This window comes from Microbacterium sp., assembly GCF_040394595.1.
Taxonomy (GTDB): Bacteria; Actinomycetota; Actinomycetes; order Actinomycetales; family Microbacteriaceae; genus Microbacterium.
This window is the reverse complement of the sequence record NZ_JBEBSA010000002.1, coordinates 484363-499378: the sequence shown is the minus strand read 5'-3', so window position 1 is coordinate 499378 and position 15016 is coordinate 484363. Positions and strand designations below refer to the sequence as shown.

Sequence of the window (15016 nt, the reverse complement as noted above, 5' to 3'; positions counted from 1 at the left end):
TCCTTCGCCAGGGCGTGCCCCTCGCGCAGCTGCTCGGCCGTCCACTCCGAGACGCCGATGTAGAGGGCCTTGCCCTGGCGCACGACGTCGGCGAACGCCTGCATCGTCTCCTCGAGCGGCGTCTCGTAGTCGTAGCGGTGCGCCTGGTAGAGCTCGACGTAGTCGGTGCCCAGGCGGCGGAGCGAGCCGTTGATCGACTCGAAGATGTGCTTGCGCGACAGCCCGGTGTCGTTCGGGCCCTTGGGACCCGTCGGGAAGTACACCTTCGTGAAGATCTCCAGGCCTTCCCGCCGCTGACCGGCGAGCGCCCTGCCGAGGACAACCTCCGCGGCGGTGTTCGCATAGGTGTCGGCGGTGTCGAAGGTGGTGATGCCGGCATCCAGCGCGGCATGCACCGTCTTCACCGCGGCGTCGTCCGCCACCTGCGATGCGTGCGTCACCCAGTTGCCGTAGGTGATCTCCGAGACCTTGAGACCACTGTTGCCCAGATACCGATACTCGACCATGGCTCAACGCTACTCCCGGCGGGAGGAGCGGAGGGCGGAGTACTGTCGCACTGTGAACCCGTCACCGAGCGCCCTGCCCCGGCTGCTCTATGTCGAGGACGAGGCCGAGACCGCGGCCATCGTCACCGAGGTGCTCGGCGTCGAGTACCTCATCGACCACGCGCGCACCGGCGAGGCGGGTCTGGAGCTCGCGCTCGGCCGGCGCTACGACGTGATGGTCGTCGACCGGCGGCTGCCCGGGATGTCGGGGGTCGAGCTTCTCGAGGCCGTGCGCACGGCGCACATCACCACCCCGGCGATCATGCTCACCGCACTAGGGACCGTCGACGACCGGGTGAGCGGCCTGGACGCCGGCGCTGACGACTATCTGCTGAAGCCCTTCGACTTCGCCGAGCTGCGCGCCCGGCTCCGGGCGATGCGCCGGGGCCGCGGTCCCGGGACGCGGAGGGAGATCGGCGACTGGCTGTTCTCCCCCGCGGCACTGGCCCTGTATGCGCCGGACGGTGGACGCATCCCCCTCACGCAGGCAGAGTCCGATCTGCTGGAACTGCTCACCTCGAGCCCCGAGCACGTCTTCTCCCGGGACGAGATCGTCGCGAGCGTCTTCCCCGGCGGCTCCGCCGGCACGGTCGACGCCTACGTGCACTACGTGAGACGCAAGTCCACGCCGGAGATCATCGACACGGTCCGCGCTCGCGGCTATCGCAGCGGGATGCCGCGATGAGCGGCCGCGCCGATCGCGCCGTCGCCGCCGACCGTCGCCGGGTACAGCGCTCGGCACTGCGGACCGGCCTCTGGGTGGGGCTCGCCTCGGCCGCGGTCGTCAGCATCATCACGGTGGTGATCGTCACCGTGATGGTCACGGCGAGCCGCCCCGATCGCCGCCCTCGCCCCGCGGGCGGCCCGGGAGGACACGACGGCCGCATCCTCGACCTCGACGACGTGCTGCCCGTCGCGATCCTGCTGGGGCTGGCCGGCGTGCTCGCCCTCGCCGTGATCGCCTGGTACGCCTCACGCCGCGCCTCCGAGCCCCTCGCGGAGGCGCTCGGAGTGCAGCGCGCCTTCGTCGCGGATGCGAGTCACGAGCTGCGCACTCCGCTGACCACGCTGAACAGCCGCATCCAGCTCGCCGAGCACCGGCTGCAGCAGGGCGGCGACGTCGGTGCGGTGCTGCACGACATGCGGCACGACGCCGAGGTGATGGATGCGGTGCTCACCGACCTCCTGCTCGCCGCGGACTCCGCGGGCGCCCGCTCCGACGACGCCGGCGCCGACACCCCGGTCTCCGAGGCCGTCGCTGCCGCGGTGGCGGTGATCGGTCCGCGCGCCGAGTCCCGCGGCGTGCGGGTCGAGACGATCGCATCCGAGGATCTGCGGGTCGCCGCCGACCCCACCGCCCTCACCCGCGCTCTGATCGCACTGCTCGACAACGCCGTGCGATACGCCGCCGACGACGGGGTCGTCCGCGTCGCCGCGGCACCGGACGGACGGCGGGTGGCGCTGCGCGTCAGCGACGACGGCCCGGGGCTCGGCGACCTCGACCCGGAGCGCGTCTTCGAGAGGTTCGCCCGCTCGACGGCCTCATCGGAACGCCGCGGGTTCGGTCTGGGCCTCGCCCTCGTCCGCGACATCGCGACGCGTTTCGGCGGCTCCGTCGAGGTCGAGGAGACCTCGGCACGGGGCACGGTCTTCCTGCTCGTGCTGCCGCGCCGGCACTGATCGTCGGATCTGCGCGGGCTGAGAGCGGACACTCGGTCTCCTATGAGGTCGCCGTGACGCGCCTACTCTTGGCGTTTCCTTGGCGCCCGGGCGCCACAGTTCAGGCATGACAGAGAACACCGAAGGACAGGCCCCCGAGGAGTCGGGCGGCCCTGTGAACGAGGACGGGACGCCCGCTGCGGCGGACGCACCCTCCGCCCAGCCCCCGGCCGCAACGCCGGACTCGGCCGCACCGGCCCCCGATGCCGCATCGGCCGTCGGCGCCGCCGCCCCGCAGCCCGTTCCGGCGCCGACGGTGGTGCTGCCGCCCTCGCCGGCGGAGGCGGCCGCCGCGGCCCCTACGGCGAAGAAGCCGTTCCTGCAGCGGACCGGCACACGGATCGCGGCCGGATGCCTTGCCGGAGTGCTCCTGCTCGGCGTCGGCTTCGGCACCGGATGGGCCTCGCACGGAGCCTTCCGCCCCTTCGGCGGCGGGCACGCGCAGGCGGACGAGCGCGGCGGCTGGAGCATGAAGGACCGCCAGGGCGGTGACCAGCGCTCCGGACCGGGCGGCGACCGTCAGGATCGTCGCGGCGGCGACGGGTACGGCCCGCGCAACGGCGACAACGGCAACGGTGGGAACGGCAACGGTGGGAACGGCAACGGCACCGCCCCCACTCCCGGCTCCACCCCGGGCACCTGACCCCGCGGAGCGACACCGCGAAACAGAACGGACACCAGGAAGGAGGACGGCCATGACGACGATCGCCCCGCCCCGCCTCACCCCCGCAGGCTCCGCGGCGCACCGGACCCGGCTGCGGCGACGCAGCGAGGCCTGGAGCGCCGGGGCGATCGTCGTCGTCTGGCTCACCGCCCTCTTCGTCCTCGCGCTCTGGGTCGACGGCGGCGGCATCGACGCGGTGCTCGGCGGCGGGGCGTCCGCGGTCAGCGCACTGGGTCGGCTCAGCGGTCTCGTGGCGTCCGATCTGCTGCTCCTGCAGGTGCTGCTGATGGCGCGGGTGCCGCTCTTCGAACGCGGCTTCGGCCGCGACGGGATGGTGCGGATGCACCGGCTCGTCGGCTTCTGGTCCTTCTCGCTGATGCTCGTGCACATCGTGCTGATCGTCGCGGGCTATGCCATGGCGGCCGGGATCGACCCGATCTCCCAGCTGGTGCAGTTCGTGCGAGACTACCCCGGCGTGCTGCTCGCCGCGGCGGGGACGGTCCTCGTCGTGCTCGTGGCCCTCACCTCCCTGCGCCGGGCACGACGACGGCTGCGCTACGAGTCGTGGCACCTCCTGCATCTGTACGGCTACCTCGGCGCGGGTCTCGCGCTGCCCCATCAGCTCTGGGCGGGCGCGGACTTCTCGGCCTCCGTCGGAGCCACCTGGTTCTGGTGGACGTTCTGGGGTCTCACCGCCGCGGCCGTGATCGCCTACCGGATCGTCCTCCCCCTGGCGCGATCCGCGCACCACCGCCTGCGCGTCGTCGCCGTCGAGCCCGACGGTGACAGCGGCGTCGCGATCCGGATGCGCGGCGAGGGCCTCTCCGCCCTGCGGGTCCGTCCGGGTCAGTTCTTCGTCTGGCGCTTCCTCGACGGACCGGGATGGACGCGCGGGCACCCCTTCTCCCTCTCCGCCGCCCCGGTCGGCGACGAGCTCACCGTCTCGGCGCGGATCGTCGGCGACGGCACCCGCCGACTGGCGGCGCTGCGGCCCGGCGTGCGTGTGCTCGTCGAAGGCCCCTACGGCCGGATGACCGGCGACGAGCGACGCGCGAGCCGGCTGCTGCTGCTCGGCGCCGGCGCAGGGGTAGCGCCCCTGATCTCGCTGCTCGAAGGCGAGGAGTACCGCCCGGGGGAGGCCACGATCGTCACGCGGGACTCCGCCCGGGGATCGGCACTGCGCGGGCAGGCGCTCCGCCGGCTCGTGGACGAGCGCGGCGTGCGGCACATCGCGCTCGACGGCCCCCGCGCCCGTACGGGCTCCCCCTGGCTGCCGGGCACGCACGCGGCCTGGAGCGGAGCCGACGTGATCCGCTTCCTGGCCCCGGATGTGGAGGACCACGACGTCTTCGTCTGCGGCCCTCCGGACTGGATGGCCGCGGTGGTCCGCGATCTCCGCGACGCCGGGATCTCCGGCGTCCGCATCCACACCGAGTCGTTCTCGGTCTGAGAGGAGGATCCGATGAAGAGGATCGTCTACGCAGTGCTCGCCACGCTCTCCGGGCTGGTGCTGCTCTTCAGCTACCGGACGTCGCACGGCGAGAACCTCGAGGCGCCGTCCGCCGCACCCGGTGCGTCGACCACGGGCGCCTCCGGCGCTTCATCGGGTTCGCAGACGTCATCCGGCACCACCGGTGCGGGCTCGTCCGGGGCCACGGGAACCGGCGGCTCCGCGACCCTCAAGGACGGGAGCTACACCGGAGACGCGGCGCAGACCCGCTACGGGCCGGTCCAGGTGCGGGTGACCGTGTCGTCGGGGAGGTTCTCGGCCGTCGACGTCGTGGAGTATCCGAACGACAACCCCCGCGATCAGCAGATCAACCGGAGCGCCGTCCCCCAGCTGGTGTCCGAGACGCTCTCCGCACAGTCGTCGAGCATCGACATGGTGTCCGGCGCGACCTACACCAGCGACGGCTATCTGCAGTCGCTGCAGAGCGCGATCGACCAGGCCCGGTCATGAACGGGGCGGCCACCCTCCCGGCGCGCACCGCGACCGACGGGGTGATGGGGACGGTCGCGAGCGTGCAGGTGATCGGCGACATCGATCCTGCGCTGTTCCGCACGGCCGTGGAGGGATGCTTCGCCGACCTGCACCGGGCGGACCGGGTCTTCTCGCCGTTCCGGGCGGACTCCGATCTGCGCCGCCTCGCCCGCGGAGAGCTCTCGCCCGCCGATGCCGATCCATGGATGGACGAGGTCGCCGCGGGCTGCGGGCGGGCGGAGGAGGAGACCGGCGGACTGTTCCGGGCGCAGCGTCAGGGCGGGTTCGACCCGACCGGGTACGTGAAGGGCTGGGCCGCGGAGAACGCGGCGCGCACCCGGCTCGCGCCGTTGCTGCGCGAGAGCGGCGTCACCGCGGTCGGGCTCAACGTCGGCGGCGACATGCAGCTCTTCACGGCGCCCGGAGCCGACTGGACCTGGAACGTCGGCATCGTCGATCCCCGGGACCGCGCCCGTCTGCTCGCGACCGTCTCGGTCCGCGACGGAGCCGTGGCGACCTCGGGCGGGGCGGAGCGCGGCGCGCACATCGTCGATCCCCGCACCGGCGTCCCCGCAAGGGGCGTGCTGTCGGCCACCGTCGTCGGCGACGGCCTGACCCGCGCCGATGTCTGGGCGACGGCCGTCGTCGCGGCCGGGCCCGACGGGCTCGGCTGGCTCGACCGGATCGGCCCCGGATCCGGTCTGCTGCTCGACGACGGCGGGCGGGTGCGGCGCTGGCTCGACGGCGTGCCGGTCGACGTCACGGGCGTCACCTGGGCGTGAGCGGGGCCCGTCCGGCCGCGCCTCGGCGCGTCAGGTCGCTGATGCCGCGGGCTCGGTCGCCGCGGGCTCGGATGCCGCGGTGACCACGGCCGCGCGGTCGCGGAACCCTTCGGCGCTGACCCGGTCCATGTCGACCTGCTTGCGGATCTCCGCCGTGCGCTCATAGAGGCTGGGCTCCCCGAAGCTCGTCAGGACCTTCACGAGCACGGGCAGCAGCTCGATCATGAAGAACAGCGCCGCGATGAGCCAGTGCGCCCAGAAGATCGTGGGCTCCTTCTCGCCGAGGCGGTTCAGGCCGCTGATCTGGCTGAGCAGGCCGATCGCGCCGGCGTTGCCCTGCGCGACCTGGTCGGCGCGCGCGTTGTAGGCGATGAGCGCCTGGTCGTAGGTCTTGCGCGCGGCGGGGAGCTGGTCCTTCGCCTGCTTCTTGTTCGTGGCCTCGGAGGTGGACATCTCACCCTTGGCGGCGGTGTCGGCGGCCGAGAGCTCGTCGTTCGCGATGCGCAGCTGCGCGCCCAGCGCGTCGTAGGTCTGCTGGGCCTGCGTGAGCTGCGCCTTCGCGGCATCCGAGCTGGTGCCCTTGCCGTGCACGCCGGTGCAGCCGGGCACGGTGCCCGCGCCCTCGCCCGTCAGCTCGCACTGGTAGAGGGCCCGCGCGCTGTCGATGACCTTCTGCTGATCGGCCATCTTCTTGGTGAGATCGTCCACCTGGCCCTTGGCCGACGACTGGGTGGCGGAGTCGGAGGAGGTGCCGGCGACGATGCCGGTCGCCGCCTGGTTCTCGAGATCCGACACGCGCGAGGTGGCGGCGTCGAGGGCCTTCTTCTCCGGCCCCTTCTCGAGCGCGTCCTGATCCGACTGCGCCTGCACGATGTTGGTCGAAGCCACCTCGCGCGCGATGTCGTTGTGGAACACCTGCAGCACGACCGGCTCGGCGACCACGAAGCCGATCAGCGCGGCCATGAGCACACGCGGGATGGCCAGCCCGACGAGCTTCCACGCATTGCGGGTGGAAGTCATGGTCGAGGTGAGGAAGCGGTCGAGGTTGAAGATGATCGCCGCCCACACGATCGCGAGCGGGATGGCCAGCCACACCGCGACCTGCACGCCGGTGGTCAGCGCGAACAGCATCGAGAGCGCCGACACGAGCGCGGTTCCCGCGAGCACGAAGAACATCTGCACGAAACGAGGCGTCTCGGCGGGGACGCGGTCGAGGATCCGCCCGTCGGCGCCGCCGAGGATCGCCAGCGTGCGCAGCCGGGAGCCTGGCACGCGGGGCGCCTTCTCCCGCTTCGGACGGGGCTGTTCGCGGATCTCCTCCGCGGTCTCCGGAGCATCGGACCGGGGGGTCGCGGTGGGGACGGGAGGAATGACCTCGGTCGTCGCCGTGTCGGAGCCTGTCGGCTCGTATTCGCGGAGGAAGTCGAGATCCTCGTCGGTCACGTCGCCGTCGGGGCCGTCGACGCCGAACGAGATCCGCCCCTGCGAATCCATCCGACCCGGGCGATGCGCGGAATAGGACATCGTTCCAAACTAGGGAAGGCTGCCTGTGTGTCGGCCCCGCGTCGCCTGCGAGCGCTCACAGACTCGTCTCCCGCCCGCGCCCCCGGTCCGTCGGCGATCGGGGCGGACGGTCACCGCGAGGACGCCCTCCACCGGGTCATCGGGCGCTCCATCCGCCGTCCATCGTGTACGAGGAGCCCGTCACCGATCGGGCGGTGGGACCGCAGAGCCAGCGGGCGAGGTCGGCGACCTCCTCCGGTTCGAGCAGGCGCTTGATCGCGGCCTCGACGAGCATGACCTTCTCCACCACCTCGGATGCGGGGATCCCGTGGGCGCGCGCCTGATCGGCGATCTGCTTCTCGACCAGCGGCGTGCGCACGTAGCCCGGATCGATGCAATTGCTCGTCACGCCGTGCGGTGCGCCTTCGAGCGCGGTGACCTTCGAGAGCCCCTCCATCGCGTGCTTCGCCGTGACATAGGCCGACTTGAAGGCGCTGGCGCGGATGCCGTGCACGGAGCTGATGTTGACGATGCGACCCCAGCCCCGTTCGTACATCCCGGGGAGGACCGCCCGGATGAGCAGGAAGGGCGCGGTGACCATCAGGTCGAGCATCCTCCGGAACACGGCGGGATCGAAGTCGACGATCTGCGCGACGGTCTGGATGCCGGCGTTGTTGACCAGGATGTCGGCGTCGAACGTGCGGACGGCGAGGGCGTCCGGATCCCCGAGGTCGATCGCGAGGGGCTCTCCGCCGATCTCCGCGGCCACCCGCTCCGCGCCGTCGGCGTCGCGGTCGGCGACGAGCACGCGGGCGCCCGCCTCCGCGAGGGCGACGGCGCACGCCGCGCCGATCCCGCTCGCCCCGCCCGTCACCAGCGCCGTGCGCCCCTCCAACCCTGCGCCCATCGCGGCGCTCCGCTCCATCGACATGATGGCAACGTAGTGCACTCTGCAGCACAGCGTCGAGCCGTTTGGATATGCAAAACTGCACACATGACCGCGCGTTTCCCCGCACCCCCGCTCCGCGCGGACGACCTGCTCGTGCTACTGGCCGTGGCCCGCACCGGCCGCTACACGTCGGCGGGGCAGCGCCTGGGGATCAACCACACCACGATCGCGCGGCGGATCTCCGCGCTCGAGACGCAGCTGGGCGGCCGGGTGCTCATGCGCGACGAGGGCGGCTGGCAGCCGACCGCGCTCGGCGCCCGTGCGCTGGTCGCCGCGGAGCGCGTCGAGCGGGCGATGCACGGGCTCGACCGGAGCGACGGACCCCGCGTGGAGGGACTGATCCGGCTGTCGGCGACGGACGGCTTCAGCGGCTTCGTGGCGGCGCCGGCGATGACGGCGCTGCGTCGCGTTCATCCCGACGTCGCCCTCGAGATCGTGACCGGCACGCGCCAGGCCTCCCAGCAGCGGGCCGGCGCGGATCTCGAGGTGGTCGTCGGTCGCCCGCAGGTGCGGAAGGCGCGCGCGCTCCACCTCGCCGACTACGCGCTCGGGCTCTATGCCAGCCGCGATTACCTCGCGCGGAACCCGCCCCCGGAGGATCCGGCCGGCCTCGCCGGGAGGCCGCTGGTGTACTTCATCGAGTCGATGCTGCACGTCGACCTGCTCGACGAGGCCCGCCGGGTCGTCCCCGACATGCCCGATGCGGTCGCCAGCACGAACGTGTACGTGCACGTCGACGCGACCCGCGGCGGCGCCGGCTTCGGGCTGCTGCCGGCCTTCCTCGCCGATCAGCACGACGACCTCGTGCGGGTCTTCCCCGACCGGATCGAGCAGCGCCTCCCCTACTGGCTGATAGCGCGACCGGATGCGCTCCGTCAGCCCGCGGTCGGGGCCTTCCTCGACGCGCTGCGGGACCGCCTCGCCGACGTGCGCGGTGCGCTGCTCGGCGAGAGGCCCTGAGCGCGATGCTCAGAGCGTCTCGCGGTACTCCCTCCACGCGTCCCCGAGCCGGCGGACGCCTTCGGCCAGCACCTCCTCCTCGGCGGTGAAGGGCAGCCGGATGTGGTCGTCGGGCGAGACGGACGCCGCGAACTCCCCGCTGCCCGCGACCGCGACCCCGTGCACTGCGGCGCTGCGCGCGAGAGCCTCCGAGGAGCCCGCGGGCATCGCCGCCCACAGCGCGAGCCCGCCCCGCGGAGCGTCGAAGGTCCACTCGGGAAGGTGCTCCTCCATGAGCCCGATGAGCACGCGCAGGCGGTCCTGGTGCGTGCGGGCGATCTCCCTGCGCAACTCGGCGGCGTGGGCGAGCAGGTCGAGCGCGAGCAGCTGCGCGGGGACGCTGGTGGACTGATCGGCGAGCTGCCGGGCCCCGCGCAGACGACGCACGAGCACGGGATCGGCCCGCAGCCAGCCGATGCGCAGCCCCGCCCAGGCCCATTTCGACACCGACTCGGCCACCACGATCGGAGCGTCGGGCCGCTCGGCGGCGAGTGTCGGCGGCACGACTCCGTCGAACGCGATGCCCGCGACCACCCGATCCTCGATCACCGTGACTCCGTAGCGGGCCGCGAGGTCGGCGACACGCCTCCGCGCCTCCCCCGGCATCCGTGTGCCGGTGGGGTTCTGATGGTGCGGATTGAGGGCCACCAGCACGGGACGCAGCCGGGCCATCGCGACCTCGAGCGCCTCGACGTCGATGCCGTCCGGCCCCATGGGGATGCCGTGCACTTCGCCGCCGTGCAGCCGCACGGTGTCGGTGGCCCCGGGCCAGGTGACCTCCTCCGCGAGCACCACGTCGCCCGGGCCGACGAGCGCGGCGACCACGAGGGCGATCGCCTGCTGGGCGCCGTGGGTCACGAGGATCTGCTCCGGCGTGGTGGGGGTGCCCTCGGTGCGGTAGAGATCGGCGATGGCCTCGCGCAGCAGCGGCAGCCCCGCCGGATCGGTCTCCGGCAGCAGCGCGAGGTCGAGCCGCGGCTGGTGCGACCGGATGAGCTCGACGCCGAGATCGGGGATGCGGGCGACGGTGCGCAGCAGGTCGATCGCGTTGGGCAGCGTGGAGAACAGCGCCTCTCCGCGCCCGCCGCGCCGGCCGGCCGCCGACACCGGGGTGCCGGCGATGCGCGTGCCGCTGCCCTGACGACGTTCGACCGCCCCGCCCTCCGCCAGCGCCGCATAGGCGGAGACGACCGTGCCCCGCGACACGGTCGTCTCCGCGGCGAGCGCACGCTCCGCCGGGAGGCGATCCCCGGGCCGCAGCTCGCCGGTGTCGATCATCGCGCGGATGCCGCGGGCGAGACGCTCCGCGAGGGTGCCGTCGCCGTGCGCCCAGCGTCCCAGCCGGGCGGCCAGCGCCGCGGAGTCGACGGTGGCCGTTCGATGGTCCACCAGCCGCTGATTGGCCCTGTCATCCACGCTCATGACATCGCATTCTGGTCCAATGAGCACACCCACCGCCAGACAGACGCCAATGAACGGTCCAATATCGACCGATTGGACCATCACCGAACTGCTGGATCGGGTCGCGATGGACGATCGGTTCCTCGACCTCGCCGACACCGCGACGCTGCTGCGGATCGACACGGCGCTGACCGGACGCGGCTGGACGCAGAGCCCCGGAGCCGTCGCACTGCTCCGCTCGATCGCCGACGCCGCCAGGGAGCAGCCGGCCCTCCGCGGCCGGCGCATCGGCGAGCTGCTCGCCGCGGGCGTCGACGCCCGTGCGCCGCACGCGGTCCGCCGTCACCCGGCGCGCGCTCCCCGCTCCTCCACGGGGCGGCCGGATCAGGCCATCGCCGCCGCGGCGGCCTCATCCTCGGTGGTCGCGACGAGCTGACCGCAGGCGCCGTCGATCTCCTTGCCGCGGGTGTCGCGGAGGGTCGTCGGGATGCCGGCGTCGTTGAGGCGGCGCACGAACTCGTCCTGCACGTCCTTGTCGGACGAGGTCCAGATCGAGCCCGGGGTGGGGTTCAGCGGGATCGGGTTGACGTGCACCCATCCGCGACCGCGGGCGTTGAGCTTCTCGGCCAGCAGGTCGGCCCGCCATCCGTGGTCGTTCATGTCCTTGATGAGCGCGTACTCGATGGACACCCGCCGGCCGGTCCTCTCGAAGTAGCCGCGGGCGGCGTCGAGCGCCTCGTCGACCTTCCAGCGCGAGTTGACCGGGATCAGCTCGTCGCGCAGCTGGTCGTCGGGGGCGTGCAGCGACAGCGCGAAGGTGACGGGGATGTCCTCGTCCGCCAGCTTCTTGATCGCCGGCACGAGGCCGACGGTCGAGACCGTGATGCCGCGGGCGCTCATGCCGAGCCCTTCCGGCTGCGGCGCCACCATGGTGCGCACCGCGTCCATGACACGCTTGTAGTTGGCGAGCGGCTCGCCCATCCCCATGAAGACGATGTTGGAGACGCGCTCCATACTGTGGTCGTCGCGGCGCTTCCCGCCGAGCTCACCGTTCGCGATCGCCCGGTTCGCCCGCACGATCTGGTCGAGGATCTCCGCGGTCGACATGTTGCGGGTGAGGCCGGCCTGCCCGGTGGCGCAGAAGGGGCAGTTCATCCCGCAGCCCGCCTGGCTCGACACGCAGAGGGTGATCCGGCCGGGGTAGCGCATCAGCACCGACTCGACGAGGGCGCCGTCGTGCAGGCGCCAGAGGAACTTGATGGTGTCGCCGCGGTCGGTCTCCAGCCGGCGCACCTCGGTGAGGAGCGGCGGCATGAGCCCGGTGACCAGCTCTTCGCGCTGTGCGGCGGGCAGGTCGGTCATCTCGGCGGGGTCGGAGGTGTAGTGCGTGAAGTAGTGCGTGGCGAGCTGCTTGGCGCGGAAGCCGGGCAGCCCGAGCTCCTTCACCTTCGCGGTGCGCTCGGCCGGCGTGAGGTCGGCGAGGTGGACCGGCGGCTTGCCACGGCGCGGGCTCGCGAACTGCAGGAGCGGACGCCCCTCGGCGTCCTTCTTCTGGGTCCAGCCCTCGGTGGCCGGGCGCACCTGCGTGGCACGCGTGGCGGATGCGGCGCGGCGCGACGGCGCAGGTGTCTCGGTCATGTCTTCCAGGGTACGGCCTCGCGGGTGCGAGGCGGCTGGACGCCCCGACGGCCTAACCTGGCTCCATGGACCTGTGGATCTGGCTGCTGCTCGGCGTCGCGATCGTGGCACTCCTGCTGGTCGCGTTCTCCGCGCTCCGCGGCATCCGTCCGGCCCCTCCTGCGCCCCTCGACGCCGCAGCCGCGGCGGCGACCACCGTGCGCTCCGCGGCACCGGCGGCGCTGACCGCCGAGGTCACCGCCGAGATCGACCGTCTGGTGCGATCGGAGCAGAAGATCGCCGCGATCAAGCTGCTCCGCGATCATTCCTCGCTGTCCCTGAAGGAGGCGAAGGACCGGATCGAAGCCTGGGCCCCCGGGGGCATGGATGCCGGGAGCGCCGCCGCGCCGTTGCGTCCGGCACCGACCGCCGAGATCATCGCGGGCCTGGGCGCCGGAGTGCGCGCGGAGATCGATCGACTCGTCGCCGCCCAGCAGCCGATCGCCGCGATCAAGCTGCTCCGCGAGAGCACCGGGCTCGGCCTGAAGGAGTCCAAGGACGTCATCGACGCCTGGCGCTGAACCTGTAGTTACATGTTGCGCCGGATGCGCGACAATGGAGGGACACCCTCCCGATCGAAGGAGCCCCGATGCCCGACCGTCTCGCCCGCACCCGCTCCGCCGGAGTGCTCGCCGTGCTGCGCGCCCCCTCTCCCGAGCTCGCGCTCGACGCCGCAGAGGCGATCATCCGCGGCGGGGTGACCGGAATCGAGGTGACCTACTCCACGCCGGACGCGCCCGCCGTGATCCGCGAGCTCATCGCGCGGCACGGCGACGCCGCCCTCGTCGGTGCGGGCACCGTGACCACCCCGGAGCAGGCCGAGCGGGCCGCCGAGGCGGGCGCCGAGTTCTTGGTGAGCCCCGGCACACTGCCCGACCTCACCCGCGCGATGCTCGGCACCGGACGGGTGGTGATGACCGGGGCGCTCACCCCGACCGAGGTGATGACCGCCCTCGGGCTCGGCGTCGACGTCGTGAAGATCTTCCCGGCCTCGCTCGGCGGCCCGTCCTATCTCGGCGCCCTGCGCGGCCCGTTCCCCGACGCGCCCCTGATGCCCACCGGGGGCGTCTCGCCCGACAACCTCGCCGACTGGTTCGCCGCGGGGGCCGTGGCCGTCGGCGCCGGTGGGGACCTCGCGAACGGGGCCTCGATCAAGGCCGCCGACTGGGCCGATCTCGAGGCGCGCGCCGCACGCTTCTCCGCGTCCCTCGCCGCCGTCCGCCCCTAATCGGACCGCCGTCCGCCCCTGATTGGGTGGTCAGTTTCGGCAGGAACTCCCCGCAAAACCTGCCGAAACTGACCACCCGATCGGGGCGGACGCCCCGCGGCGTTTGGTAGACCAGAGGCATGTCCCGCATCCTGCCCGCCGCCGTCGCGCTCCTCGCCGCCCTGACCCTCGCCGGATGCACGACGGCCGGCCCGCACGACCAGAAGGAGAGCCCGATGGCGACCACGAACCCCGCAGCGGGCGACCTGTTCGTCGCCGCCGAGTCCGGCGACGCCGATGCCGTGCGCGATGCGCTCGCCTCAGGCGCCGACATCGAGGCCCGCGGCACGGGGGGCATGACGCCGCTCGTCGCCGCGACGAAGGCGAACCGGATCGAGACCGCACGCGTGCTCATCGAGGCCGGTGCCGACGTCAACGCCAAGGACGACATCCAGGACTCCGCCTATCTCTACGCCGGTGCGCGCGGACACGACGAGATCCTGCGGATGACGCTCGCGCACGGCGCCGACCTCACGAGCACCAACCGCTTCGGCGGCACCGCGCTGATCCCGGCCTCCGAACGGGGGCTGCTCCCGACGATCGACATCCTGCTGAAGGCCGGCGTCGACCCGGATCACGTCAACAACCTCTCCTGGACCGCCCTCCACGAGGCGATCGTGCTCGGCGACGGGAGCGAGCGCTACGTCCGGACGGTCCGCGCCCTCATCGAGGGCGGCGCCGACGTCGGCATCCGGGACGGGGACGGCGTGCTCCCCCGGGACCTCGCCGCACAGCGCGGCTACGAGGCGATCGTCGCCGTGATCGACGCGGCCTCATGATCGAGCTCTCCCCGCTCGCGTGGGGGATGCTCGGTCTCGCGGCGCTCATCGCCGGGATCGGCAAGACCGCGGTGCCCGGCAGCGCGACGGTCTCGGTCGTGCTGCTCGCGGCCGTGCTGCCCGCGCGTACCTCGACCGCCGCGATGCTGCTGCTCTTCATCGTCGGCGACGTGTTCGCACTGATCGCCTACCGCCGCCACGCGCACTGGCCCACCCTGCTGCGGCTGGCTCCCGCGGTGGTCGCCGGCCTCGTGCTGGGCTTCCTGTTCCTGTCGATCGGCGACGACCACCTGGTGCGCCGCGCGATCGGCGTGATCCTCCTCGTGATGATCGCGATCACCCTGTGGCGCCGGCATCGGCAGGCGAAGGCCGCGGGCACGGCGCTGGGGCTGACCTACGGCACGCTCGCCGGGTTCACCACGATGGTCGCCAACGCGGGCGGACCGGTGATGGCGATGTACTTCCTCGCGACGCGCACGCCCGTGCAGGTCTTCCTGGGCACCTCGGCGTGGTTCTTCGCGATCGTGAACCTGGTGAAGGTGCCGTTCCTCGCAGGACTCGGGCTGTTCACCCCGCAGGTGCTCCTGATGGACCTCGTGCTCGCGCCGCTCGTCGTCCTCGGCGCGCTCACCGGCCTGATGCTGGCGAAGCGGATGCCGCAGCGCCTGTTCGACCGGATCGTGATCGTGCTGACCGTCCTCGGGGCGGTGTACCTGCTCTTCTGATCCGCCGCGCTCCGTCGAGGAGCGG

The 15016-nt window shown here is 72.6% G+C and carries 17 protein-coding genes; 12 read left to right on the top strand and 5 right to left on the bottom strand.

Going from position 1 to position 15016, the window contains the following annotated elements; all coding sequences use genetic code 11:
- Window positions 1-506 (bottom strand): aldo/keto reductase (locus ABWO84_RS05105; protein ID WP_353113187.1); only part of this gene is annotated, 506 nt, incomplete at its 3' end.
- Between the two features lie 52 nt (window positions 507-558).
- On the opposite strand from ABWO84_RS05105, the gene ABWO84_RS05100 reads away from it, so the two are divergent.
- The 6 genes from ABWO84_RS05100 to ABWO84_RS05075 all read left to right on the top strand — a co-directional run bounded on the left by ABWO84_RS05100 (window position 559) and on the right by ABWO84_RS05075 (window position 5691).
- Window positions 559-1230: a response regulator transcription factor gene (locus ABWO84_RS05100; protein ID WP_353113185.1), complete on the top strand. Its 672-nt coding sequence runs from the start codon at window positions 559-561 to the stop codon at window positions 1228-1230.
- Window positions 1227-2225, top strand: a complete 999-nt coding sequence (locus ABWO84_RS05095) for a sensor histidine kinase (RefSeq protein WP_353113183.1) — start codon at window positions 1227-1229, stop codon at window positions 2223-2225. The genes ABWO84_RS05100 and ABWO84_RS05095 overlap by 4 nt, the downstream gene beginning before the upstream one ends.
- Before the next feature lie 106 nt (window positions 2226-2331).
- Window positions 2332-2907, top strand: coding sequence for a hypothetical protein (locus ABWO84_RS05090; protein WP_353113181.1), 576 nt, complete (start codon window positions 2332-2334; stop codon window positions 2905-2907).
- A gap of 52 nt (window positions 2908-2959) precedes the next feature.
- Window positions 2960-4378 carry a ferredoxin reductase family protein gene (locus ABWO84_RS05085; RefSeq protein WP_353113179.1) on the top strand — a complete coding sequence of 473 codons (1419 nt, stop codon included), beginning with the start codon at window positions 2960-2962 and terminating at the stop codon, window positions 4376-4378.
- Between the two features lie 12 nt (window positions 4379-4390).
- The gene (locus ABWO84_RS05080; protein ID WP_353113177.1) at window positions 4391-4888 is read left to right on the top strand and encodes an FMN-binding protein; all 498 of its coding nucleotides are present in this window, start codon (window positions 4391-4393) and stop codon (window positions 4886-4888) included.
- The gene (locus ABWO84_RS05075; protein WP_353113175.1) at window positions 4885-5691 is read left to right on the top strand and encodes an FAD:protein FMN transferase; all 807 of its coding nucleotides are present in this window, start codon (window positions 4885-4887) and stop codon (window positions 5689-5691) included. The genes ABWO84_RS05080 and ABWO84_RS05075 overlap by 4 nt, the downstream gene beginning before the upstream one ends.
- Window positions 5692-5721: 30 nt before the next feature.
- On the opposite strand, the gene ABWO84_RS05070 is transcribed toward ABWO84_RS05075, so the two are convergent.
- Together ABWO84_RS05070 and ABWO84_RS05065 are read right to left on the bottom strand one after the other, a co-directional pair.
- On the bottom strand, window positions 5722-7215 hold the full coding sequence (locus ABWO84_RS05070; RefSeq protein ID WP_353113173.1) for a DUF4407 domain-containing protein: 1494 nt from the start codon (window positions 7213-7215) through the stop codon (window positions 5722-5724).
- A gap of 136 nt (window positions 7216-7351) precedes the next feature.
- Window positions 7352-8101: a 3-hydroxybutyrate dehydrogenase gene (locus ABWO84_RS05065; protein WP_353113213.1), complete on the bottom strand. Its 750-nt coding sequence runs from the start codon at window positions 8099-8101 to the stop codon at window positions 7352-7354.
- Window positions 8102-8188: 87 nt separating this feature from the next.
- Here ABWO84_RS05065 and ABWO84_RS05060 point away from each other — a divergent pair, with 87 nt between their 5' ends.
- Complete coding sequence (locus tag ABWO84_RS05060) at window positions 8189-9103, top strand: LysR family transcriptional regulator (protein ID WP_353113171.1); 915 nt, start codon at window positions 8189-8191, stop codon at window positions 9101-9103.
- 9 nt (window positions 9104-9112) lie between these two features.
- Here ABWO84_RS05060 and ABWO84_RS05055 read toward each other — a convergent pair whose 3' ends face one another.
- Window positions 9113-10564, bottom strand: coding sequence for an aminotransferase-like domain-containing protein (locus tag ABWO84_RS05055; protein WP_353113169.1), 1452 nt, complete (start codon window positions 10562-10564; stop codon window positions 9113-9115).
- Between the two features lie 49 nt (window positions 10565-10613).
- Between ABWO84_RS05055 and ABWO84_RS05050 the strand changes: the two genes are divergently transcribed.
- Window positions 10614-10979 (top strand): hypothetical protein, encoded by a 366-nt coding sequence (locus tag ABWO84_RS05050; protein WP_353113167.1) that lies wholly within the window; start codon window positions 10614-10616, stop codon window positions 10977-10979.
- Here the strand turns inward: ABWO84_RS05050 and rlmN are convergent.
- Window positions 10928-12181 carry a dual-specificity RNA methyltransferase RlmN gene (rlmN, locus tag ABWO84_RS05045; protein WP_353113165.1) on the bottom strand — a complete coding sequence of 418 codons (1254 nt, stop codon included), beginning with the start codon at window positions 12179-12181 and terminating at the stop codon, window positions 10928-10930. The genes ABWO84_RS05050 and rlmN overlap by 52 nt on opposite strands.
- 65 nt (window positions 12182-12246) lie before the next feature.
- On the opposite strand from rlmN, the gene ABWO84_RS05040 reads away from it, so the two are divergent.
- From ABWO84_RS05040 to ABWO84_RS05025, 4 genes are all read left to right on the top strand, one after another.
- Window positions 12247-12741: a hypothetical protein gene (locus ABWO84_RS05040; RefSeq protein ID WP_353113163.1), complete on the top strand. Its 495-nt coding sequence runs from the start codon at window positions 12247-12249 to the stop codon at window positions 12739-12741.
- 68 nt (window positions 12742-12809) lie between these two features.
- Window positions 12810-13448: a bifunctional 4-hydroxy-2-oxoglutarate aldolase/2-dehydro-3-deoxy-phosphogluconate aldolase gene (locus ABWO84_RS05035; RefSeq protein ID WP_353113161.1), complete on the top strand. Its 639-nt coding sequence runs from the start codon at window positions 12810-12812 to the stop codon at window positions 13446-13448.
- Window positions 13449-13567: 119 nt separating this feature from the next.
- Entirely contained in the window at window positions 13568-14266 is a 699-nt protein-coding gene (locus tag ABWO84_RS05030; protein WP_353113159.1) for an ankyrin repeat domain-containing protein, read from the top strand.
- A complete protein-coding gene (locus tag ABWO84_RS05025; RefSeq protein WP_353113157.1) occupies window positions 14263-14991 on the top strand; it encodes a sulfite exporter TauE/SafE family protein in 729 nt (242 codons plus the stop codon). The genes ABWO84_RS05030 and ABWO84_RS05025 overlap by 4 nt, the downstream gene beginning before the upstream one ends.
- Window positions 14992-15016 lie beyond the last annotated feature (25 nt).

Excerpts from the sequence above, each read along its gene's own strand:
- ABWO84_RS05085 (WP_353113179.1), top strand. The coding sequence starts at position 2,960 with ATGACGACGATCGCCCCGCCCCGCCTCACCCCCGCAGGCTCCGCGGCG.
- ABWO84_RS05055 (WP_353113169.1), bottom strand. The coding sequence starts at position 10,564 with ATGAGCGTGGATGACAGGGCCAATCAGCGGCTGGTGGACCATCGAACG.
- ABWO84_RS05035 (WP_353113161.1), top strand. The coding sequence starts at position 12,810 with ATGCCCGACCGTCTCGCCCGCACCCGCTCCGCCGGAGTGCTCGCCGTG.
- ABWO84_RS05025 (WP_353113157.1), top strand. The coding sequence starts at position 14,263 with ATGATCGAGCTCTCCCCGCTCGCGTGGGGGATGCTCGGTCTCGCGGCG.
- ABWO84_RS05090 (WP_353113181.1), top strand. The coding sequence starts at position 2,332 with ATGACAGAGAACACCGAAGGACAGGCCCCCGAGGAGTCGGGCGGCCCT.
- ABWO84_RS05030 (WP_353113159.1), top strand. The coding sequence starts at position 13,568 with ATGTCCCGCATCCTGCCCGCCGCCGTCGCGCTCCTCGCCGCCCTGACC.
- ABWO84_RS05040 (WP_353113163.1), top strand. The coding sequence starts at position 12,247 with ATGGACCTGTGGATCTGGCTGCTGCTCGGCGTCGCGATCGTGGCACTC.
- ABWO84_RS05060 (WP_353113171.1), top strand. The coding sequence starts at position 8,189 with ATGACCGCGCGTTTCCCCGCACCCCCGCTCCGCGCGGACGACCTGCTC.
- ABWO84_RS05070 (WP_353113173.1), bottom strand. The coding sequence starts at position 7,215 with ATGTCCTATTCCGCGCATCGCCCGGGTCGGATGGATTCGCAGGGGCGG.
- ABWO84_RS05095 (WP_353113183.1), top strand. The coding sequence starts at position 1,227 with ATGAGCGGCCGCGCCGATCGCGCCGTCGCCGCCGACCGTCGCCGGGTA.
- ABWO84_RS05050 (WP_353113167.1), top strand. The coding sequence starts at position 10,614 with ATGAACGGTCCAATATCGACCGATTGGACCATCACCGAACTGCTGGAT.
- ABWO84_RS05080 (WP_353113177.1), top strand. The coding sequence starts at position 4,391 with ATGAAGAGGATCGTCTACGCAGTGCTCGCCACGCTCTCCGGGCTGGTG.
- ABWO84_RS05075 (WP_353113175.1), top strand. The coding sequence starts at position 4,885 with ATGAACGGGGCGGCCACCCTCCCGGCGCGCACCGCGACCGACGGGGTG.
- ABWO84_RS05065 (WP_353113213.1), bottom strand. The coding sequence starts at position 8,101 with ATGGGCGCAGGGTTGGAGGGGCGCACGGCGCTGGTGACGGGCGGGGCG.
- rlmN (WP_353113165.1), bottom strand. The coding sequence starts at position 12,181 with ATGACCGAGACACCTGCGCCGTCGCGCCGCGCCGCATCCGCCACGCGT.